Annotated in this window: 19 protein-coding genes and 1 pseudogene; 8 read left to right on the top strand and 12 right to left on the bottom strand. The window is 40.4% G+C overall.

The genetic code is table 11. The features are described from left to right. Nucleotides 1-3 precede the first annotated feature (3 nt). From ABIE26_RS00750 to ABIE26_RS00730, 5 genes are all read right to left on the bottom strand, one after another. A complete protein-coding gene (locus tag ABIE26_RS00750) occupies nt 4-747 on the bottom strand; it encodes a hypothetical protein (RefSeq protein WP_310141175.1) in 744 nt (247 codons plus the stop codon). 9 nt (nt 748-756) lie between these two features. Next, a complete protein-coding gene (locus ABIE26_RS00745; RefSeq protein WP_354374839.1) occupies nt 757-2,742 on the bottom strand; it encodes a sialate O-acetylesterase in 1,986 nt (661 codons plus the stop codon). Nucleotides 2,743-2,762: 20 nt separating this feature from the next. Continuing rightward, nucleotides 2,763-4,307 (bottom strand): glycoside hydrolase family 28 protein, encoded by a 1,545-nt coding sequence (locus tag ABIE26_RS00740; protein ID WP_310141180.1) that lies wholly within the window; start codon nt 4,305-4,307, stop codon nt 2,763-2,765. Between the two features lie 37 nt (nt 4,308-4,344). Then, the gene (locus ABIE26_RS00735; RefSeq protein WP_310141183.1) at nt 4,345-6,198 is read right to left on the bottom strand and encodes a beta-L-arabinofuranosidase domain-containing protein; all 1,854 of its coding nucleotides are present in this window, start codon (nt 6,196-6,198) and stop codon (nt 4,345-4,347) included. Between the two features lie 156 nt (nt 6,199-6,354). Then, nucleotides 6,355-6,591, bottom strand: coding sequence for a hypothetical protein (locus ABIE26_RS00730; RefSeq protein WP_310141184.1), 237 nt, complete (start codon nt 6,589-6,591; stop codon nt 6,355-6,357). A gap of 19 nt (nt 6,592-6,610) precedes the next feature. On the opposite strand from ABIE26_RS00730, the gene ABIE26_RS00725 reads away from it, so the two are divergent. Further along, nucleotides 6,611-7,441, top strand: a complete 831-nt coding sequence (locus tag ABIE26_RS00725) for a sulfurtransferase (RefSeq protein WP_310141186.1) — start codon at nt 6,611-6,613, stop codon at nt 7,439-7,441. A 474-nt stretch (nt 7,442-7,915) separates the two neighbouring features. On the opposite strand, the gene ABIE26_RS00720 is transcribed toward ABIE26_RS00725, so the two are convergent. Next, nucleotides 7,916-8,116, bottom strand: a complete 201-nt coding sequence (locus ABIE26_RS00720; protein WP_310141188.1) for a hypothetical protein — start codon at nt 8,114-8,116, stop codon at nt 7,916-7,918. A 96-nt stretch (nt 8,117-8,212) separates the two neighbouring features. Here ABIE26_RS00720 and ABIE26_RS00715 point away from each other — a divergent pair, with 96 nt between their 5' ends. Both ABIE26_RS00715 and ABIE26_RS00710 read left to right on the top strand, forming a co-directional pair. Continuing rightward, nucleotides 8,213-8,827, top strand: a complete 615-nt coding sequence (locus tag ABIE26_RS00715; protein ID WP_310141190.1) for a TetR/AcrR family transcriptional regulator — start codon at nt 8,213-8,215, stop codon at nt 8,825-8,827. Between the two features lie 201 nt (nt 8,828-9,028). Next, nucleotides 9,029-9,721: a hypothetical protein gene (locus tag ABIE26_RS00710; RefSeq protein WP_310141192.1), complete on the top strand. Its 693-nt coding sequence runs from the start codon at nt 9,029-9,031 to the stop codon at nt 9,719-9,721. A gap of 59 nt (nt 9,722-9,780) precedes the next feature. Here the strand turns inward: ABIE26_RS00710 and ABIE26_RS00705 are convergent, their stop codons facing one another. The 5 genes from ABIE26_RS00705 to ABIE26_RS00685 form a co-directional block, all read right to left on the bottom strand. After that, nucleotides 9,781-10,503 (bottom strand): LytR/AlgR family response regulator transcription factor, encoded by a 723-nt coding sequence (locus ABIE26_RS00705; RefSeq protein WP_310141194.1) that lies wholly within the window; start codon nt 10,501-10,503, stop codon nt 9,781-9,783. Nucleotides 10,504-10,840: 337 nt separating this feature from the next. After that, nucleotides 10,841-11,515 carry a hypothetical protein gene (locus ABIE26_RS00700; protein WP_310141196.1) on the bottom strand — a complete coding sequence of 225 codons (675 nt, stop codon included), beginning with the start codon at nt 11,513-11,515 and terminating at the stop codon, nt 10,841-10,843. Between the two features lie 44 nt (nt 11,516-11,559). After that, nucleotides 11,560-12,585 carry an OmpA family protein gene (locus tag ABIE26_RS00695; protein WP_310141198.1) on the bottom strand — a complete coding sequence of 342 codons (1,026 nt, stop codon included), beginning with the start codon at nt 12,583-12,585 and terminating at the stop codon, nt 11,560-11,562. Between the two features lie 12 nt (nt 12,586-12,597). Beyond that, nucleotides 12,598-13,059, bottom strand: coding sequence for a hypothetical protein (locus tag ABIE26_RS00690; RefSeq protein WP_310141201.1), 462 nt, complete (start codon nt 13,057-13,059; stop codon nt 12,598-12,600). Nucleotides 13,060-13,071: 12 nt separating this feature from the next. Next, a complete protein-coding gene (locus ABIE26_RS00685; protein WP_310141204.1) occupies nt 13,072-13,626 on the bottom strand; it encodes a hypothetical protein in 555 nt (184 codons plus the stop codon). A gap of 265 nt (nt 13,627-13,891) precedes the next feature. Between ABIE26_RS00685 and ABIE26_RS00680 the strand changes: the two genes are divergently transcribed. Continuing rightward, nucleotides 13,892-15,904 (top strand): tetratricopeptide repeat protein, encoded by a 2,013-nt coding sequence (locus ABIE26_RS00680; protein WP_310141207.1) that lies wholly within the window; start codon nt 13,892-13,894, stop codon nt 15,902-15,904. A gap of 65 nt (nt 15,905-15,969) precedes the next feature. Here ABIE26_RS00680 and ABIE26_RS00675 read toward each other — a convergent pair. Beyond that, nucleotides 15,970-16,080, bottom strand: a pseudogene (locus tag ABIE26_RS00675) (GAD-like domain-containing protein); the annotation flags it as partial. 77 nt (nt 16,081-16,157) lie between these two features. Between ABIE26_RS00675 and metA the strand changes: the two are divergent. From metA to ABIE26_RS00655, 4 genes are all read left to right on the top strand, one after another. After that, a complete protein-coding gene (gene metA / locus ABIE26_RS00670; protein WP_310141208.1) occupies nt 16,158-17,102 on the top strand; it encodes a homoserine O-acetyltransferase MetA in 945 nt (314 codons plus the stop codon). 619 nt (nt 17,103-17,721) lie between these two features. Further along, entirely contained in the window at nt 17,722-18,285 is a 564-nt protein-coding gene (locus ABIE26_RS00665) for an RNA polymerase sigma-70 factor (protein ID WP_310141210.1), read from the top strand. Nucleotides 18,286-18,352: 67 nt separating this feature from the next. Next, entirely contained in the window at nt 18,353-19,537 is a 1,185-nt protein-coding gene (locus tag ABIE26_RS00660; RefSeq protein ID WP_310141212.1) for a FecR family protein, read from the top strand. A gap of 138 nt (nt 19,538-19,675) precedes the next feature. After that, nucleotides 19,676-23,308 carry a SusC/RagA family TonB-linked outer membrane protein gene (locus ABIE26_RS00655; RefSeq protein ID WP_310141213.1) on the top strand — a complete coding sequence of 1,211 codons (3,633 nt, stop codon included), beginning with the start codon at nt 19,676-19,678 and terminating at the stop codon, nt 23,306-23,308. Nucleotides 23,309-23,311: the final 3 nt, after the last annotated feature.

The raw sequence follows: 23,311 nt of genomic DNA, 5'->3' as shown, positions 1-23,311 counted from the left end.
GCATTAATTTGAAAGATCTGTAAGTTCAATATTGTCCAGCTCTATGATCCCGGAGCCTTTGGTGAATGAGAATTTCAGGTTCTTTAACAACTGATCGGGACTAACTGCTCCCTTCTTACTCAGCGCCAGGGTATTGTTGATCCAGACATCAAAACGATCAGCAGGCAGGTTCTGGACTGCACCATTAGGAGCTGTATAGTCCATTGCCGACGAAGAGCTATTGATGACCCAGGTGATGGTTTTAGTCCCATTTACCACTACGGATTCTTGTTTTGCCCCGATATGCCTGATGGAAAAATCACCTTCATTAGCGCCAAAGCTAATTCCTATAACTGAATGGACTGCCGCCTGGTTTTCGTAAGGTGTTCCCGAAAGTGAATTGTTCTCTTTCACAAAACCACTGCCAAACTGAAAGGCTGCAGCGCTTTCCATAGCGGTGTTTTTTGAAATGGAAATATCGAATTTCAGCGCCAGTTTTTGAGGGACAGGGGCGAAATCAACAATGCGCGCAAAAGAACCAAAATCTGTGTTCTTGCTGCGGTCAAACCTAAGCTTGTTGTTTTCAATAGTTATGGCAACACCTGGCCCGGAACTGGTGATGGCGTTAAACTGGCCTTTATCAGGCTTGCTGCTCACATAATCTTTAATTTTTGCCGATGCATCAAAATTTTGGGAGAGCAACTGGGCATTAGCTGCATGGCTGAACAGCATGGCAGACATTACAAAAAGTAAATTTTTCTTCATCATAGCTTGGTTTTATTTGATCTTTAGTGTATCTGTTCTGATCGGAACTCCAGGCAGCCCTTCTTTGTTATAGAAATTAATTTTGCCCGGATTGTCTTCGAAGGCATACCTCACATATACAGGATCTTTGACCTGGTCAGCTGAGACAATAACCTTATCACCTTCAATTTTTGCATCTGCCCTGTAAAACACATGGTCTTTACCCGCCAAACAAAAAGCATTTAACTTGTCCGTTCCATCTTTGCTTATCAGGCCTCCTCCAATATTGTTATAGCTGATGATCAAACGGCCGTTATTTTTCTCCACCGCTTTGAGTTCCGGTCCGGAGGCTGTAATACCGGCCTCACCATAAGCAATCTTTCGGGCAAGCAGTGCCAGTCTTTTTCCAACATCCTGCTTATTTTTGGGATGGATATCAATCGCATCGCCAATATCATTGATCACCACTGTCCCCGCATATTTTACCTTTTGCCCTACTTTTGTTTGTGCTTCCTGAATAATAGTCCATGCTGTAGGTTCTGGTTTACTTTTTACCGGATTAAAATTCGCAAGCTGAACAATCAGGAACGGTAGTTTTGGTGCATTGAATGAAGTACGCCAGTCCACAATTAGATTACTCAGCATTTTCTCGTAATCATAGCACACAGAATTTTTAGCATTATCCTCTCCCTGATACCAAAGCACTCCCTTTACTCCGTAGTTAAAAAACGGGGCGACAACAGCATTGTAAACTAAAGTAGGATACTGGTGTTCAAAATATTCCAGCGGCATCAAGGGGCCTAAAACTCCCGGATTTTCATAAGTTTTGCCTTGTTTAAAAAGCCATGTACCTTCCAAAGAAATATGTTGCTGAGGTGCTGTGTTGATGATCAGTTTCGGTTTATAAACCGGCTGAAAACCAGTACTCCCATTTTCATTGTAAGAGCATACCAGTATTTCGTTACTCCCCTTTTTTAGCATTGCTTTTGGTATTTTATAATTTGCATTGTACCAGATCGAAAGCTGTCGGCCAACAAACTGTCCATTTATAAAAACTACACATGACATTTTAATTCGCCCCAAGTCGATATTAATATCCTGTTCAGGCAATTTATCCAGCACAAACTCCTTCTTATACCAACTAATGCCATTTTTTACTTTTAGCCCCTGCTGTTCCAGGTATCCTGGAACACGTACATTGAACCAATCAACTGTATCAAAAAATGCAGGATCTCTGGAAAGCTTCAGATCTTGTGAGATATAATCCGTAAGCGCATAAAATTTCAATGCCCACTTATGGTTCTCCAATTTATATTTCTGTTTCAAATCACTTATAAATGTTGGGGTAATCGCATCAATGCGCTCTTTATAATCAGGAAAATCCTTTAATGCTGCCGGGCTCATAAATGTTTGAATAGGCGATCCACCCCAGGAGGCATTGATTATCCCGATAGGAACCTTATTTTTTACATACAACTCTTTTGCGAAGCAAAATGCGACTGCAGAAAACGCCTGAATTGTAGCCGGACTGCATGGTACCCAAGTGCTTTTTGCGACATCCTTTTGCGGAACTTCTGCACCCACTCTATTGGCGTCGAACTGCCTGATTGAAGAATAATTGGCATCCTCCTTTTCCTTAGCAAAATTATTTATCGCACTCATCCTAAAATTCATATTACTTTGCCCACTACAAAACCATACGTCTCCAAATAACACATCTTTCAAAATAATACTGCTTTGTACCGACACGATTTTAATATCGTAAGGACCACCTGCGTTTGTTGCTGGTAAATTTACCGACCAGGTGCCATCTTCCTTTACAGGGGCAGTATAAGTCACGTTGTTAAAAGTAACACTAGTAATAGATCCTGAATTTGCCCAGCCCCAGATCTTAACTGGCTGTGCCCTTTGCAAGACCATATGATCAGAAAAATATCCCGGAATTCTGAGTTGTGCATGTACAAAAACAGAAAATAACAACAGCCCAAAAAAGAGCATTAGTTTTATAAAGAACCTCATATGTATATGGTGTATTGACATTATTTTTGGATATTTTCAGAATTGGTGATCTTATAAACAGGGGCTTTATGATCTACAGTAAGCACGTTTTCAAACTTAATGTCTCTACAATAGTTTAGTGACACTGCAGCATTTAACGGAAGCACCACATTTTTAAAAGTTACATTGCTGGTGTAATGCTTAACATTAGCAAAACCATCTACAGATATGGGGGTACCGTTCGCTTTGGCCTTTGACATATTCATATTACTGAACACCAGGTTTCTGAAATGTGGAAGAGCGGGTGCTGACTCTCCGTCGCTATTATAGGCCACAGTGGTTTCAATTTTTATCCGCAACAGATCGCAGTCGCTTACGTAGACATCCTCTACATAACCACCGCGATCCTTTCTGGACTTGATCTGTATCCCCTCTTTCAGGTTGCCCACTTCGCAATCCCTGATGATAACATTTTTAACACCGCCAGACATCTCGCTTCCTATGGCGAGGCCAAATCCCTTAACAAACTTACAATCGGAAATACGGACATTGACTGTTGGCCGCGCAACGATGTTTCCTTCCGGATTTTTACCGGATTTGATGGCGATACAATCATCGGCTGTAGAAAAAGTACTGTTAAAAATATAGCTATCTGTAGAGGAATCGGGATCGATCCCATCCCCATTAATCGCTGTGCTCCTGATATTCAGGTCGTGACAGGTTACCTTATCGGAATAGATGTAGTGCAGCGTCCAGCAATGGGAATCCTGAAGCGTAAGTCCCTGTACATTCACATTTTTGGCATTCATAATGCAGATCAGTCTGCCCCGGCTCCTTATTCCTTTTGCACCGATCATGGCGTTGCCCAATTCAGAACTCCCCCCTGTAATTTTACCTTCACCACGGATCGCAATATTTTCAATGTTATAAACCGGCTTTCTATCCAGCTTACCGGCATTGATCAGACTGGCATAAGTTTCGAGTTCCCAGCCTTCAAACCTGTTTTTAACCATTGGCAGGTAATCATTGAGTGCCGGACTGGCTTTAAGTTCTCCTCCTTTATCAATTAAAAGGGTCATATTGCTTTTTAAAAAGATTGCGCCAATTATAAACTGGCCTTTGGGCACAAGTACAGTTCCACCGGAGTTGCAGGCATCAATTGCCTTTTGTACCGCTTTTGTATCCGGGGTACTGTCGTCAGCTTTGGCACCAAAGTTCAGGATATTGTAAATCTTACTTAGGGCTGCGGTTTTGACTATCAGTTGTTTACTCATTTTGGAGCTGACGCCTTTGTCATCAACTGAACTGATGGAAAATTGATATGCTGTGCCGGGCTTTAAACCTGTGGCCGTATAATTTGTTTTAGCGGATTCCGCTATTTTTTTGCCGTTCAGGTATACATTATATTTTTGTATATGGGTATAATTTAAGGGTTTGTCCCACAACAAAGTAACCGATGTTGCGGTACTGGAATTAGGAGGAGCAATCAGGTTTCCCGGACTTTCGACAGGCTCTGCGGCGCGAAGTGTGAGATGGTATACCAAAAGGCTGAGTAATACTAAAAATGATTGTTTATTAAATTTCATAAAATGTTGTTTTAAGATTAAAAATCAATAGCTACATTTATTTCTGTCGCGGATCAAAAAGGTAGGGGAACCATACCATGTAGCCGGAACCAGGATTCCAGGTATTTCCTGAAGAAGCATAATCTGTTAAGCTGAGTTCGGTAAGCTGGCCGGAAGTACGAAAGGGAATTTTAGCCAGAAAAAAGATATCCGGGTCTTTACTTTCAACCAGTGTACATTTTATTTGCTGTAATTTATCCGTAACAGGCTCAAAATACCGGTAGGTCTGCCCCGGATTAAACCGCTGGTCCGCGGCCAGGATCAAAGGGCCGTATTGAACGGCAAAGTGTGTCTTGTTTTCATCAGTCCGTATTTTCCCTTTTAAATCCAGTTTAATCACAATCTTGTCACCTTTGTTCCATTCCCGGTTTAATTCAGCGTATGAGCCGGATTTAATATTTTTTATGGTATCACCGTTTAGGATTATACTTGTATGATCAGACCATCCGGGAATTCTGACCTTCAGGTTAAAAACTGCCTTTTTAGCAGGCTCTACATAAATTACGACTTCATCTGACTTAGGGAAAAGAGATTTTTGGGTAATAGAAACCTCCAGATTTTCAAGTTTCACCTTTGCGCTTATGTTGCCGAAAAAGTTAACTACAGGCCCGTATTTATCTGCCATAACAGCCATTTTGGGTATCACCATCATGCCCCTTGGTCCACTGGCCATACAACAGTTTAAGGGCATGCCACATTGCATTTCGCCCAAATGACGGTGCCCGTTAAGCTCGCTGTATTTACTCCATGATCCCCCATCAGGCGTCATTGACCCCAACAAAGCATTGTAAAAAGCTTTTTCAATTTCATCTGCATATCCGGGCTTTCCTGTTAATTGCAGCATGCGGTTACAAAGCTTGATCCAGGTTGCTGTAACACAAGTTTCCATCATGTTTTTTGCGGGTATACCTTGCTTGCTTTTTCCGCCATACCAGCACTCCAGGCTACTCCCCGATCCTGTGACCATAATTTCGGTATCTATGATATCCGCTACAACCTTTTCAACTGCTACTTTATATTCCTCCTTCTTTGTGACCTTATAAAGCTCGATCAGCCCTTCGTAACAAGACATCATCTCGTATGCTTTCTGGCCATTTTCCGGGCTGAACCAATTCTTCGGTTTGGGGAAACGATCAGCTACATGAATCTCTTTTAAGCTTTTAGAAATCAGCTTAGCACCATCATCCTGCTCCCAGCCCGCTACTATAGCCTCCGCAAATGCTAAATACTTATCATCCCCGGTATAGTTATATAACAATACAACAGGTTCCAGCACTGAGGAGGCAGCCATACCTCTAAAATTTCCAAACCGGCTAATGTTGCGGTTCCCGATTTCTTTTATCAGATGATCGGCCAGCCTCTTCGCACTGTTTAATGATTTTTTATCCTTCGAAATCTCATAATAGGAAAGCAAGCCCAACAGGCAATACTTTCGGCCCCAAATGTCCCATTCTTTCAAACGGGCATCTTCTTTATAATTACCTATGTATCCATCTTTTGTCTGGGTAGCCATCAATCCTTCTGCAGCCTGTTTTAACCTGGCCAGTATCAGCGGATCTTTGGTATAGCGATAGGCGTCGCAGGCGGCCGTAAACCATTTGCCCCAGAATTCCGACTGCCAATACCTGGTTTCAGTTCGTGTTTTAAAAGGGGCGACCAGCATGGGCACATCCATTTTATTGATGCTGCTGGCAATACAGGCATCTATTTTTCTACCTATATAACCATCAATCTTCGCCTCACCTGGCATCAAACGCAGAAACTGAGTTGCAGCTGAAACCCTTAAAGAATCATTGGAACGGGTATTAAAAAACAAAAGAAAGCATACACTAGTAAACAGAAATAACTTCATATAAATAAGAATAGGTATTAAGATGTCCGTACAGTTAAAATAGATCGATCCTGAAGAGAAAAAGGGTGAAGAAGCTGGCAGTTTTTTAATATCCCCCTTCAGAGCAATTACATCGCCAAAGTTGAAGACATAAGTTGCCAGTCGCCAGTAACGGAATCATCCTGTTTTATGGCGGCAACAGCCCCGCTTGCCAGATTTGGTAACGACACTGTAAATCCTATCTTTGCCGCGGTAATACACACCTGTCACGGTATTGATGCGGTTAATGGTAACTGCAGCTCCGGCAACTTTAAAAAAGTCACCATTCGCTGATAATTTGGCTTCATTAGAAGCATTCACTGTAACTACATCTGCCGCCATAGCCAGGCCATTTATAATCCTATTTTTATACATTCACAATTAAAAAAAGACTATGAAACTATCATCAATTATACAACCTGAGGAATTGGTTATACTAAGTAAAAACGATTTCACCCTTTTTGATGTAAGTGCAGGATCGAAACCAAGATATGATGAACAACACTTAAATGGCGCCTTTTATTTGGACTTAAATACTGATCTGGCTGATATTAAAGATTTTGCTATTGGTGGTAGGCATCCGCTGCCACCTTTAGGGCATTTTGCCCAGCTTTTAGGGAAATATGGAGTTACAAAAGATACGAATGTAATTGTTTATGACGATAAAAACGGATCTAATGCTGCTGCAAGATTCTGGTGGATGTTAAAGTCAGTAGGTCACGAAAAAGTTCAGGTTTTGAATGGTGGCTATACTGCTGCAATTAAAGCCGGCTTTGCAGTAAATGCAGAAGTTCCGTCAGCGAAACCAGCAGAGCCAGACCAGTTCATTGAATGGCAGTTGCCACTGGCAGAAATGGATCAAGTGGAGATTGCTGCCAACAGTGATAATCATGCAATTATTGATGTTCGTGATGCAAATCGCTTTGCAGGTTTAACCGAACCTATAGATTTAATTGCTGGCCACATACCTAATGCAATAAATATCCCTTTTACTGAGAATCTGGATGCAAATGGGGCTTTTTTAGCTCCTGAAATTCTAAAAGAAAAATATTCAAAAGTGCTAACTGATTATAAAATTGGAAATGTGATTATACATTGTGGTTCTGGTGTAACCGCTTGTCATACGCTCTTAGCGATAGACTATGCGGGTTTAGAGATACCAAAATTGTATGTGGGTAGTTGGAGCGAGTGGAGCAGGAATAACAAGAAAATGATTTTAGCTTAGATTTGCTGTTACTATAGTATATTTTCAGTATATTTCAGTTCCCACAGGGGGTATATGCCGGGGTTTAGGTGTAAAAAAAAACGCTTTTCTGAAAAGAGAAACGGCTTTTTAAACAGTATTCCCGAAGGGACTAAACTCAAAAAAAATTATTGATGATTTGAAGAAAATAGCATATTTGGACACCCTTGTTAATAGTGAGCCCCTTAGTAGAGATTTCAAACTTCGTTACAAACGATATTACACCAATCAGGAAAGTCGAGTGAAACTACAAAGTCATCCCTACTAATGATAAGTGGTTTTTAGAACGTCACTAGTAGTAGAGATAAATCATGTATATCGAATATCGGAATTCCATCACGATTTCAATCGGCCATCATACATCGTGTACAGTCTCGTAATCTGCACCTGGTTAAATCAGAAGAAGAACAAAAAAAGCACCACGGATCAACTTATCTCATTAAAATTGACATTGAATTAAACGATGTTTTCAGATGATTGCGGATTAGAGTTTTTGTCTTTTAACATCAATAATACAATCAGAGAAATAATAGGGATTAAAAACGAGATCAAAAACCAGAACCAGAATTTCCTTCCAAGTTGCTTGGCAAGTAATCCAGCAGCAATTTGCGGCAAAAGAATAATGGGAAGCAAAAAAGACAGTAATATTTCAATCATGATGCTGAATATGTGTACCACAAAGATAGTTAAACAAAAGTATTAAACAGTTGTTTAATACTGATATATTTTTTTTTTGAATTATCTTTACGGTGCATGGAGCACGAAAAAGAAACAAAGAATCAGAATACCGAAGAACGTCTTAAAGAAGCCGCCCGCATTGAATTTATGCGAAGGGGCTATGCTGCGGCTAAAATCAGGGATATAGCTAAAGCAGCAGACACGAATCTAGCCTTGCTGAACTACTACTTCAGAAGCAAAGAAAAACTATTTCAAATCGTAATGGCAGAAAATGTAGATAAGCTTTTCGCCAATATTCTTCCGGTGCTAAACGACATTAATACCACACTCGAAGAAAAACTGGTCTTGATCAGCAAGCACTATACAGAAATGCTACTGGCAGAACCATCATTACCAATTTTCGTGCTAAACGAAATCCAGACCAACCCGGAAGGATTTGGAAACCAGATCAAATTCAATGAAAGCATCATGCAATCCAACTACATAAGCCAGTTAGCTGAGACTGATCAGGAAACAAATCCCGTTCATCACCTGATCACCTACTTGGGCATGATTTTGTTTCCATTTATCATGAAACCAGTCATGCAGTCTACCGGAGCTGTACCCGCAGAAAGATTTTTAGCTACAGTTAAACAGCGCGAAAAGCTCGCACCTCAATGGATGATGACCTTATTGAATCAAAAGGTATAGCCGTCTTAGTTCTGTAAATATTTAGTATGTCAATCTGAACCTCCCTGTATTAAGCAATGCCAAAGTAAAGGATACTTCTAAACCCTTGTTCACACAATTGTAGCTATAGATTAGCTGCTTCATGAAAGCCATTGATTATACACTTATATCATGTAACTTTGTCTACAACAATTTCGTGAAGCGCTCCAAGAAGAACAAGATATGAATAAGGCAAGCAGAATTTATTTTATGGATAGCCCCTATCCGAACGGACATTGGATAAAAGAATTCAAATGGAGCGGCCGAATAGACGAAGATGATCAATTATGGTTCGATTTCCACCTCATAACAGAAAATTATGATGTTGACGATAATCATTTACCATCAGTGGATGGGGAAACGGTTTCCAACTGGCACTCAAAAGTTTTTTGGGATAATTATCAGGCTTGTACCTTATCATCTACTTACTGGGGAGATAATCAAGGTATCCTGGTTGACACGACCAATGCCCCATTCAGTTTCCAGGAGTTAATAGATAAAGGCCTTGTAGCCAACCCTCTGCCATTACAAAGTGAAGATGACCATGATAATCTTGCTTTTTCCATCTATCTGTTGGGGCACGACACATGTGCAGGGCATCGCTTGGCTTTTAGTAAAACTATAGATGGAATGGACCTGGAATGGACCGGAAAAATTGCCCTGACCTATGCAGGAGAAGAAGAATTCAACCACGATTTTAAAATCGTGGTACGCAATGTTGTCTTTGATGGCTTCCGGTATCCGAAAGAATGGAGCCAGGAAGAGGCTTTGGAGGCATTCAGTGATAAAATTTCCTCACTCGAATCTTACGAATTTGTAGACATGAACCCGAAAAGTTTTCAAAGAAATTATCAGCTTGTTCCGAAAAAACTTTAGAATCACTAATGCCATTATTAAGTTTCGGAAAACCACTTACAGGTATAAAAAAATCAACCTTAAAACATCAGCTGGATCAATTCCGCTTTTCGGGAAGGTGAGACCTCTATTTCAGCGCCATCACTCATCTCCAGAGTCCCTCCATCCCCTTTTCTGTATTTCTCCACATAGTCCAGGTTGACGATAACCGAACGGTTCACGCGCAAAAAATTTTCCTCCGGCAACATCCCTTCAAACTCTTTCAAGGTTTTGGACACCATAATCTTTTTCTGTTCCAGAAGGTAAAATGTACTGTAATTGCTCATCGCCTCAATTCTGATAATATTCGCCTTATTGATAAAATACACCCCTTCAGCAGTAGACAGCGCAATCCTTGCCTGCCCAGCACCTTGACCGCCTACAGCAACCTTTTTCAGCTCATCCGCAACCCTTTTTTTAAGCCTGAAAATGGCCGTATGCAGTTCATCTTCATCAATTGGCTTCACCAGGTAATCCACCGCGCTCAGCCGAAGCGCATCCAGGGTGTAGGTATCATAAGCGGTCGTAAAAATTACCTGAAATCTAAAAGCACCCAGCTTTTCCAAAAACTGAAAACCATTCAAACCAGGCATTTCCACGTCTAAAAAAAGCACATCAGGGTTCAGCTCTACAATTTTCGAAAGTGCTTTAAAAGGATCATTAAAAACAGCTTCCACCTGCAAATCTTCTCCGAAGGCTTCCAGCTTACGGTTTAGCAGGCTGCTTCCTCTTACTTCATCATCTAATATGACCGCTTTTAACATAACTGATGTTATTGATTTATTAAATATCTTCTTTTTATTTCCAGAGGCCAAATTCTTTGGCCCCAAGTTTTCATCATCTTTCGCTCAGATCTTTTTAAGCGTACCTTTAAACTGGCCTTTTAAATTTCTTTTTGCGGTCGTAACATCCAGATCAATGGTGTATTGCTCAGCATCTTTGGCAATCTTGACACTACCTCCATTGAACTCATCGTAAACATTATCAATGCCTACCTGACCTCCTTCAAAGTTTTTCGCCGGGTCATAAGGGTTTATGCTGGAATATAATTTTGTTTTTCAATGGTAATGAAGCTATCATGAGCAATATTATTACTGTGATTTATTGCGGGCTAAAACTGCCATAGTATTCACTGTAAGGATTTTTTTGGTAGTAGCTTACTTCTAATTTCCCGTTTACCAGTACCATAAATTCTTTATCTTCATTTCCGGGAATAGCTGCCACAGCTGCTATGTTACCTATAGAGGTGTAATTTTCGGTACGGATTACTGTACCTGTCTTAAGGCCTGCTCCAACTTTGTTCTCGTTACCAGAAAAATTGTAAAAGAAATTCGGGTGCAGCACACTTCCATCGGGCTTATAATAAATACCGGCAAAAGTTTTTCCAGCCAACTGGTTGGTTTCCTCTGCTTTTAAAAGTGCCACTTCTTTGAATCGGGCAACTTCAGTTGTTATTTTACCATCTTCAATAACAAAGCGATAATTGAGGCCTACCAAATTGATAACATTCCCGTCAATCACTTCATAAGAGTAAGTCTGGCTGGCCATAGCGGTATAATGTTTTAACGTTTTTCCAGGCATGAACTCCATTATCGTGGGTATTATCCATGTCCCATCGTCATTAGCCATCTTCAGGTATACAAAATACCCGACAGGGTTATTGATATCAAATTTGCTTTTTCCGACATCCTTTTCAGGGTTATTCTTTTTGCAGGCCGAAAAGGCTACCAGCAGGATTATAGAAGCCACTGTCATTGTTTTACTTACATGCTTCATCACTTTTAGGATTTATTTGTTCTAATGCTATGCCTATTTTAAAATTACTGGGTCGGAAACGGTGGAATCACTCCGCCACCCCCCTCACCCTGCGCAGCGTTGATCAGGTTTACGCTGTTACAATCACCGCCGGCCTGCGCATATTTGAAAATGAACCGGGAGCCGTCCAGGTTTTCTTTTTCTGTAAAATATTGAATGACATTCCTCACCCTGTTCCAGCTTAATTTTTTATCTTCAAGTACACCGTTGCAATATCCGGTAACAACGACCTTGCAGTTTGGGCTGTTTCTCAGGATTTGCGCCACGGAAGATAAAATAGCCTTCTGATCATTGGCGATATCTGTTGATCTTGATTTAAAAGTTACGCCCGGAAGTACCAGGTTACAAGCGGGCTGTGGTACTTCAGCATCGTGCTCTTTAGCCACATACAGCGCATCGTCTTTTTCAAGCAGCAAAACCGGCGAGTTTACGCCGTTCCAATTTGGAACTGTTACACCCAAAAATCTGTCGTTATTTGTTTTAAAGCCAATGTTTGTAAGTCTATAATAAGGACTGGGGTCGCCTGGCCAGTTTAATACTTCAGTTCCCCCATTACTGGTGAAACTGAAAATGGTATTGCCTGTTTTAAATGATAGGTTTGCAAACGCAAATGCCTCCGCTTTTTTAACCATTATTGCATAGGCTAGTTGATTACCGGCACCATCATATTGGAAATCATAGGACCTTAACTTCAAATTTCCTTCGGCATCCTTTTCAAGGCCAAAACTGTACATCGATTTTCCATTCCCATTGTAGTCAATACTAAGTATCGAATTTTTAATGGCGACTTCGCTTGCCCGAAAATAACCCTGCAGATGCGCATTGGCTTTGACTGCATCACCCTCTTTTGTAAAATACAACACCAGTAATTTATTGCCCCCTGTTACATGTTCAGCAACAAGGTAATAATCCAACAGTTCGCTGGCTGCAATTTGACTGGCATCAGGAATGGTAGACTTCTTTTTACAGCTTGCCAATACTATTAATAGTAGTATGGGCATCAATTTGTAAATGTGCTTTATGTTTTTCATGATAATTCCAATTTAGTTTTCAGAAAGTGTGCCGTTATAAACACCCGTTAATTCGCCATTTTCAGCTATTAGGTTTAAGGTAACCTGATAACCCTTATCTGTTTTCTTAATGGTTATAGTCCCCCCGGCAGCTACATTATCCAATCCATTTGCGCCAAAAATCACCGATGTAAAATGTTCTGCAGGCTTATAGACCCCGGTACTTTCGTTACGGGTCAGCGTACCTTCTGGTAGAATACCACCTACGTCATTAAACTGTATCCTGACATACTGGGCCGCATTGGCAGTTTTAAGATCAAGTGTCAGGTTTTCGTGATAAGTAAGAAGCGCTGCGCTTATAATTTCGTATTTCTGACCGCCATATTGATAATAGCCTTTGCCACCCATATCAGTTTTATCTTTTTTGCAGGCGATAAAGCTTACAAACAATACAAAAATGTATGTAGCTACTGCCTTTGTCTTTAGTGTTTTCATCAGTCTCTAATTTTAATTATCTGCCGGAATGAATTTCCATAAAAACTTGCCTGTGTTTTCAGCCGCCTCAAAACGGATCTCTGTTGGTGTATTGGGGCTGAACACAAAACTGCGCAGGGCATCACCATTATAAAAAGTACTTTTTATGTACCAGCATTTCGAGCTTTGTGCTGCCGTAATCTTATACGATATCCCCGCATTATTCCTCCCGCCGATAACAGGTGTATGGTCTTTCACGGCGTAGGGTTGCAGATACAGGTTATCAGCGCCATCCAGTGAAATATTATAAGTAATTCCTTTAGTGGTCTTACGCTGGGTAACCAGCCATTTCTGAACACCACTTTTTGTGAAAGGGCGTAAAAACACATTTTCAGCAATGGATGGATTTAGCGGGGTCAAAGCCTTTCCTTCAGCATTTACAATAAAATAAACTCCTGTTGGCAGCGTACTTGTATTGTCAACAGCATTAGCGGTTGCATTACTGCCCAGGCCCGCCTGCTGCAACTGCGCGCAGGCAGACAAGGTGATCATGGTTAGTACGAACGCAAAAATTTGTATTGTTTTCATAGTGATAGATTTAGTGAAATGATTATGATTTGATTTTTTATTGCAGCCAGATCACCATTTTAAGATATGTTTAGATTTCATAGGGATGATTTTGTTTTAAAAATTCCGTTGATTTCAAATTAAAATTGCAGTTAAAATCAATCAGCTTTTTCCAAAATGAGCCTGCAGGCAATCCTGATGAGTGAGCAGACATTTCTACCTAGTGTAGCCTGCTTATAATCAGCAGAATATTGTGTTATTTTGAGCTCGTCAAACTGTCCATACTATGAAGCTATCGATCATAATCCTTATTCCATTGCTGTTAATCAGCGCAATAGAAGTAAACGGCCAGAAACATGGCCTGAAAGCTATTGATTCCATGAAGGCAGTCCTTAAAACATACAAAACTTTAGATTCGGCCAGAATAAAAATCACCTATCGGATCTCCGATGCCTATAGAAATATAGATACAGACTCCGCAATGCGCTATGCTGAGCAGGGCCTGGCATCGGCAAAAAAAATAAACTGGCCCAGAGGGATTGCCGCATTTTATGATCATTTAGGCAGTCTTTACAGTAATAACGGCAGTTATGAAAAGGCCATTCAATATTACAAAGCATCTTTAAAGATCAACAAAAGCATTGCAAACAAGCGGGCTGAAGCTGGAAATATTATCAATATCGGGTCTGTATATCAACGTCAGGGAGATGATGCAAGAGCGCTTGAAAATAGTTTTAAAGCTTTAGCAATCACTCAGGCCATTGATGATAAGGGGTATACCGCATTATTGTACGGCAACATTTCCGATGTCTATTTTTCACAGGAGAACTTTAAGATAGCACTATCCTATAGCCTGAAGGCATTCCGGACTTATGAGCAACTGAATGACCTGTCCGGACTTGCAAGATCTGCCGACCGTATTGGTTCAGTGTATCTGGCTACAAAGAAACTCAAGGAAGCTGAGCCCTATTTTCAACAGAGCTTAAAACACTATAAAGAACTGGACGATAAAATGGGTCAGGCAAAAACACTTTCACATATTGCGCTGATGCATGAAGGTAATGCAAACCAAAAGCTGGAATACCTCACAATGGCTCAGCAGCTCTTCGATGAAACCAATCCCTTGCATCCCAATTCCATTACCAACCTGGGCAACATCGGTACAACGTATACCCGGCTCTTCTTTAAGACCAAAGACCCCAGGACGGCTCAAAAAGCAACGTTTTATTTAAAAAAAGCAGTAGCAGCCAGCAAGCAGGTTGGCGACAGGGATAACCTTGGCTATTTTTCCGGAGAGCTGGCACTACTGCAGGAAAATAACGGTCAATATCAGGATGCACTCCTGAATTACAAGAAATCCCGGCAGATTAGCGATTCATTGTACTCGCAGGAAAGCAAAAACAAGATTGCATCCCTGGCGGCTCAATATACTTTTCGTAAAAAAGAAGAAACTTACAAACAACAACAGCAGGTCTCAAAACTACAAATGAGGCAAGTCTACCTGTATGGCGCATTGGTCATTATATTAGTCAGTTCCATTTTGATTTTCCTCCTCAACCGTTCCCGCATCAGGCACCTGCGCTTAAAAAATGAGGTGCAAAAGAAGCAGGCGGAAGAGCAGAACAAAGAACTAATCAACAGGAATAAATTGTCAGAAAGTGAACTCAAGGCCATCAGGGCTCAGATGAATCCACATTTCATATTCAACGTACTGAATTCGATTGAGTCCTATATCGTAGAAAACGATTCAAAAACTGCCAGCAGGCTGGTACAGAAGTTCGCCTCACTGAGCAGGCTCATCCTAGAGAACTCTACCCAAAGCATGGTCTCGGCCGACAGGGAATGGAAGGCACTCCAACTGTATGCAGAGCTGGAGGTGATGCGTTTCAATAAACAGTTTAGCTGTTCCTTTCATGCCGATCCGTCTATAGACCTTTCCAGAATACTTTTGCCCCCCATGCTGGTACAGCCGCTCATTGAAAATGCAATACATCATGGCATGCGGAATTCAACGGCCGAAAATAATGCGATTACAATAAGCCTGGAGCAGACCGAAAGCATCCTGCTTTTTACTGTGGAAGACAATGGGATCGGTATAGATGAAGCAGAAAAATTCAAAACCTTTTCAGCCATCAAAAGTAAATCCATAGGGCTCTCTTCTATAAAGGAAAGAATAGAGATTTTCAATGTAATGAACCCCGAGCATCGCGCCCAATTCGAACTACGCAATAAAAGAACCAGCGAAGGAAGAGGAACTATAGCAAAACTGACATTGCCAAAAGTATTCAGAGAGAACTGAAGACCGTCTCCACTTTCAATAATTGAATCATAACCGTTTGTGAAATACTTATTATCATAGGCTTCGTCGAAGACTGATTGCAATTCTGATGGATCTACCACCTTTAGGTAGCCATTCATAAATGTTCCAAATCCATAAACATTCCAGAAGTCAAGGAGCTGAGATGGAAGTTTGCCGGTAAACTTATCTTAGCTTATAGTTCAATGTATTATTCTTATTTTTGGCTTTTAAATAAGAACAAGGGAGGTGATAAATGCCAGTTAAGATTCCAAATAATTTGCCAGCGATTGAGCTTTTAAAGAAGGAGAATATATTTGTTATGAGTGATCTGAGAGCGAATACTCAGGATATTCGCCCAATGCTTATGCTTATTCTTAACCTGATGCCGCTTAAAATATCTGCTGAAACTGATTTTGTTCGTTTATTGTCCAACAATCCCCTACAGGTTGAAGTAGAATTTTTAAGACTCGATTCTCACACTTCTAAAAATACATCTGAAGAACATCTGGAAATGTTCTATAAAGGTTTTGGCGAAATAAAAGAAAACTTCTATGACGGTTTGATCATTACCGGCGCTCCCGTAGAAATGCTGGAGTTCGAGGAAGTAAGCTATTGGAATGAGATCACTCAAATCTTCGACTGGGCCAGAAAACACGTTACCTCAACTCTATATATTTGCTGGGCGTCTCAGGCTGCGCTTTATCATTTTTATGGAGTAGAAAAAAAGCCATTAAACGAGAAATTATCCGGGGTTTTCAAGCATACTGCCATTGAAAAAGGTCACTCGTTGTTAAGAGGCTTTGATGACGAATTCTTTATTCCTCATAGCAGGCATACTACAATATTAAAATCAGATCTGGCTGATAAGAAAGATCTTCATATTCTGTCAGAATCTTTGGATGCAGGAGTAGCCATTTTATATTCCCGGGGCGGGCGTGAATTTTATCTTACTGGTCACTCAGAATACGCTCCGCTAACCCTTCACGAGGAATATGTAAGAGACCGGAACAAAGGTCTTGATGTGCCTGTACCGAAAAACTATTACCGGGACAATAATCCAGAGAATGCGCCATTGGTATGTTGGACAAGTCATGCGAATTTACTCTTCAATAATTGGCTCAACTACTTTGTGTATCAGGAAACACCTTATCATCTGGAAGATGTGGGTAAATTGGGAGAGATTGTTCAAAATGGTTAGATAGTTAAAAAGATACGAAAAATAAAAAACCGCCCTTAATTAAATAAAGGCGGTTTTATCATTTTATCTGTGTTCCCCTTCGAACTGAACTCAAAAAAATTTATAGATGATTTAAGGAAAATTGCAAGGATTAGTGAGTTGGTTAACCAAGAACCCCTTAGTAGAGATTTCGCATTAAAATATAAGCGGACCTGGAAAAAGAAAAAGGGATAAAACAGCTTCTATGGTTAAATTATCGTAGATAATGGTTTTATACAACCACCAAACATTTTAATTCAAATGGTGCACTTGCAGTCTCTAGTGGGCTGTTTTTATGTGTACAAAAAATCACATTTATCTCTACTAGGGATATGCTAAAATAGTGTTTATCTCTAGTAGAGCTTTAACCGCTTCATGATACAAATGCGGAATGGGCGATCGTTTTAGATGAAATATTCACTCTGCCTTTGCAGTGATAATTCCATATAATCGCAAAAAACTATATATTTATGCATATTTGCTCTTCATCAGTCCCTATTTGACTAGACACCAATATTTGATGCAAAAATCATCAGTTAAATTATCTTGAGAAATTGTAGGCGTGACAAATATAAACTGGAAAGATGAAGAACTAAAACGAATGCTCGCCAATGGTGACCAGGCCGTTTATAAGGTAATATTTGATGCCAAATATGCAGAACTCTGTTATTTTGCTAACAAAATTATCAACAACATGCCTGAAGCTGAAGACATAGTAATGGATGCCTTTACCCGCTTTTGGCAACAGAAAAATCATATTCCATCAATTAAAGATCTGGCCGCTTTTCTTTATACCAGCGTAAAAAATGCCAGTCTTGATCATATTCGGAAACAACAGCGCAAACCGAAAATATTTGAGGATCTGGATAACAGCCTTTATAGTTTAGATGAGATCCTTGAGGGCGAAGAAATATATGCCATGGTACTCAACCAAGTATATCAAGGCATAGAATCTCTTCCTGATCAATGTAAAAAAATATTTAAGATGCTATATTTCGAAGGTAAATCCACACAAGAAATAGCAAAAATCTTGAATCTCTCTGTACAGTCAGTACGCAATCAAAAAACAAGAGCTATCCAGCTACTTAAAATTAAGGTAGATGCAACAAATCTTTTGTCTGTGGCTTTGCTACAGGTCTTATTAGATTACTTTCAATCTAAATAATAAAAAAACAACTTTTCTTTGGTTGTTTTTCAAACTTCAACGTCTTACAGGTAAACATTCTGATTTTATGGAAAATGCATCTGATCTGATCCTGCGTGCAAAGCAGAATATCCTATCTCCCGAAGAGAAAAAAGAACTCGATCAATGGCTGGCTGAAAAGTCATACAGGAGGATTATTTTCAACAGAATAATGGATGATCAGAACCTTAGGATTGAAGCAAAAAAACTTCAAGAAATCGATGTTTTGGGTCGATGGAAACAATTTCAGGATACAATTAAAACTGAAAAAGAGACTGGTCCAAATCCTATTATCCAACAATTTTATAAATGGAAAATGGGTTGGGTGGCCACGATTGCATTGGTGGGTTTATTGGTATTTTACCAACTGCGGATACGAACGAAAAATCCTGAAAGGATAGCTACAATCACAAACGAAAAAATAAATCCGGGACAGGTTGGGGCAACCCTAACCCTGTCTAACGGTAAAAAAATCAGGCTGAAAGATACCGGGAATGGTGAGCTTGCTAAAGAAATTGGAGTCACCATATCTAAAACTGCAAGTGGCCAAGTTGTTTATACTATCTTGCCACCTGGTAAAGGTGATATATCATCCAAAATAAATCCAAACAGCCTGAATACGCTGTCAACGGCCAAAGGTGAGACCTATCAAATACGTTTACCAGACGGATCCCTTGTTTACCTGAATGCTGCTTCCAGTTTAACTTATTCAACAGTCCTCAACAAACAAAAAAAACGCAGCGTTCAACTAACAGGAGAAGGATATTTCGAAGTTGCAAAAGATAAGTCCAGACCCTTCATTGTAAAAAGTTTAGGACAGGAAGTGGAAGTGCTGGGAACCCATTTTAACATAAATGCCTACGCCGATGAACCCAGTACAAAAACCACGTTACTGGAAGGTAGTGTAAGAATCAACAACCAAGTAACCCTAAAGCCAAACCAACAGGCCATCAAAATCAATAACAAAATAGAAACTACGACGGCAAATGCAGCAGAAACGATTGCATGGCAAAAGGGCTACTTCAGCTTTTACGACGAAGATATTACCAGTATCATGAGAAAAATATCAAGATGGTACAATGTAGAAATAAACTATGATGGCGAATTACCAACAGAGGGATTTAATGCACGAATAAATAAAGGTCGAAGCATCAGGGATGTTCTGGAAATCTTAAGGAAAACAAATGCCGTAAACTTTAAAATAGAAGGGAGGAAAATTATAGTAAGCAAGTAATACCAAAGCCATCAAAAGCCAAAATCCCGACACTAATCGGGATCTGACTATTTGGCATCAGCAATCAATCAAATATCAACTGAATCTGCAGAACTTGAAGTTTACGACGCGACAGCTTCTGCACCAAACTAAACACTAATGTATAAAAAATATACCAGCAAACTGGCCGGACCTAATGGTTGCGTCCAAAAAATACTATTGATTATGCGGCTCACCACCTTGATTTTAATCACCACTATTATGCAGGTTAGCGCAAGTACATTTGCACAGCAAATTACTCTGTCGAACAAAAATGCATCGCTCAGAAACGTCCTAGACCAGATTAGTGACCAGAGTGGTTATGAATTTGTCTTTACAAGCAGCAATTTAAAAAATGCAAAGCCCGTAACAATTGATGTAAAAAATAAAGACTTATCAAGTGTATTACAGGAGATATTTAAAACTCAGCCGTTAAAATATGAGATAAACAACAAAGTAGTCGTCATCACTTTTGCAGACAAGCCCACATTTTTAGATCGGATGATTGCTACTTTTATAGACATCACAATTACCGGCCGTGTGTTGAGTAGTGACAACCAGCCGCTGCCAGGGGCCAGTGTTAAGATTAAAGGCAGCAATATCGCAACAAGAACCAATGAGAATGGAACCTTTAGTTTAAGTAACGTAAATGAAAACTCGATATTGGAAATCGCTTACCTCGGCTACAAGACGAAGGAGATCAAAGCTGCAAAGGATTTAGGAAACATAATTCTGGAAATCTCAACCGGAGAGTTGAACGAGGTGAATGTAGTGAGCACTGGTTATCAAACAATTGCAAAGGCACGTAGTGCAGGATCTGTTTCAAAGCCAGATATGAATATTTACAATGATCGTGTGGGAACACTAAATGTTATCCAACGTCTTGATGGCTTAATCCCTGGATTAACAGTAAACAATGCACCAGGTGCAGATCAATTTCAGATACGTGGATTATCGACTGTTGGCAGCATAGTTAATATCGGTGGCTATGGGGTTTCTACTACAAACCGTTCGCCCTTGTTCGTAGTGGATGGGGTACCTTATGACGACATCAACTTGATCAATCCTAACGATGTAGTCGACATCAACGTTTTAAAAGATGCAACAGCTGCATCGATTTGGGGAGCCCGTGCTGCAAACGGCGTCATCGTAATCAGTACCAAAAGCGGACAAAAAGGAGCAAGTAAACTTAAAGTAGACTACAATTCTTTTGTGCGTATACAACCCAGGCCTGACCTCAATTACTTTCCTGTGCTAAATAGCAAAAGCTTTATCAAAGAAGCCCGCGAAATATTTGATGCCACATTAGTACCCTGGGCCACCATTAACGGAAGTACTTCCCCAATTGTTGCGCCTCATGAGCGGGCACTATATGATCTGAGCAGGGGCCTAATTACAGCCGATCAGGCGAATGCGAAGCTGGATAGTATGGCTAACATCAGCAATATCGGACAGATGTCAGAACTCCTCTACCGTACCGCAATCACAAGCAATCACTCGCTGTCAGTAGGTGGAGGCACAGAAAAATACTCCTTCTATGGATCATTTAATTATACCGGAAATAAGAACAGTGGCAACAGGCCATCGGCATCAAATGATGTATACAAGCTGAATATACGACAAGATTTTAGGTTCAATAAAAATATCAGCCTTTATCTGGTAACAGATATTACCAATACAATCGGAAATAGTACTCCTTATCCCAGCTTTGATTCAAAATTTACACCTTATCAACTCTTCCAGGATGCTAATGGCAATAACCTTGACCTGACGTGGAGGTACATGACGGATGAACGTCGGAAAGCTGTAGAAAATGCTGGGAAGATAAATATAGGGTACACCCCATTGGATGAACCAAATTTTGGTTATAATAAGAGTAGTGGTCTTGCTATGCGCCTTAATGGAGGAATGCAAGTAAACTTATACAAAGGATTACGGTATGAAGGAACATACAATTACACACGCGCAAAAAACGATTCCAGACAATTTGAGGATCAAAGGGCATTTAACACCAGACGAGAAGTACTGAGCTATACAACGGTCAACGCAACTACCGGACAACCCACCTATTATATGCCTGAAACAGGCGGGAGATTACAAACTACCAATTCTTCCCGTCAGGACTGGACCATCAGGAACCAACTCGTATATAACAAGAACTGGAATAACCTTAAGCATCAACTCACCGCATTGGGAGGAAATGAAGTCCAATCAATGATGACGAATAATGTTACAGAGCTGATCAGAGGATTTGATGACAACCTCTATACAGTAAGACCGGTAGATTATAAAACTTTATCTGCCGGCCCTTTGTCAGGGGTCCTCTATCCATCGACAGGCGGTGTTAGCTATTATTATCCCGACACCTATACTTCGCAGCAGATCGACACCCGTTTAATTTCCTTCTATTCTAATCTAGCCTACAGTTTTTTAGAGAAATACGGTATAAACGCGAGCTGGAGAATAGATCAATCTAATCTATTTGGTGTCAACAAATCGGCGCAGAATAAACCTGTTTATAGCGTAGGAGGTCTTTGGAATATACATAGAGAAAACTGGATGCAGGAACTCAACTGGATAAATGAACTGAAGGTACGCGCCACATATGGCCTTACGGGAATTTCTCCGGCACCTGGAACAGCATCATCAGACGATATCTTACTTGCCACTGCGCCTAGCGGGTTTACTGTACCAGGAGGAACAGTTTATAGAATCACCAGCCCCGCCAACAGGGCACTTACCTGGGAACTGACCAAGACCAAAAACCTGGGCGTGGATTTTAGATTATTCAACAATAGAATCTCCGGAAATTTTGATATGTACTGGAAAAAAACAGAAGGCCTACTGGACCAGATGCTTATCAACCCATTTGCCGTAGCAATCTCTCCGACAATACTCGGAAACGCGGGCGAGCTGACCAACAGAGGTATAGAGCTTTCACTAACAACAATAAACATCAGAACAACGGATTTTTTGTGGCGGACATTGCTAAATGGCGCATATAACCGTAACAAGATTACAAAATCGTACAACCAAAGAAGTGTTACAACTGGAAACGCAAAAGTGACTGAGCAAAATCTCCAGGGATATCCAGCATATGCTATGTTTGCTTATGATTTTATAGGTCTTGACGCCCTGGGAGATCCGCAGATACGACTTAATGATGGTTCAACAAGCAAGGTACCTTTTGTTACGAAAGCTGAAGATGTCATATTTATGGGAACAAGACAGCCAAAATGGTCGGGAGGTTTTAGCAACTTTTTCAAATACAAAGCTATCGATCTTCAGATAAACATGGTATTTAACCTCGGCCATGTAACCAGAAAGGATGTTAACTTACGCTATACCGGTACAAATACTTCCTTCAACAATCTGCATGCAGATTTTGAAAAGAGATGGAAACAGACCGGTGATGAAACAAAAACAGACGTACCGTCATTTGTGCCTACTTCCAGTGTAAATAGCAGTAGAAGAAGTGAATACTACTATATTCTGGGCGACAATAATGTCATTGACGCGTCCTTTATAAAGGTCAGGGATCTAACACTGAGTTACAGTTTACCAAAATCTCTGCTGAGCAAAATTAAATGTAACGAACTCCGTGTGTTCGGACAGCTTGGCAACCTTATGTTGTGGAAAGCGAATAAAGAAGGAATAGATCCGGAATTTCAAAGTGCCAATAACCTTGGGGGAATCAGGGCGCTCCGTATAGGGCAAAACACTATTGCATTTGGACTCAGAGTATCACTTTAATAA

Source organism: Pedobacter africanus, from assembly GCF_040548825.1.
Taxonomy (GTDB): domain Bacteria; phylum Bacteroidota; class Bacteroidia; order Sphingobacteriales; family Sphingobacteriaceae; genus Pedobacter; species Pedobacter africanus_A.
This window is presented reverse-complemented; position numbering and strand designations above follow the sequence as displayed.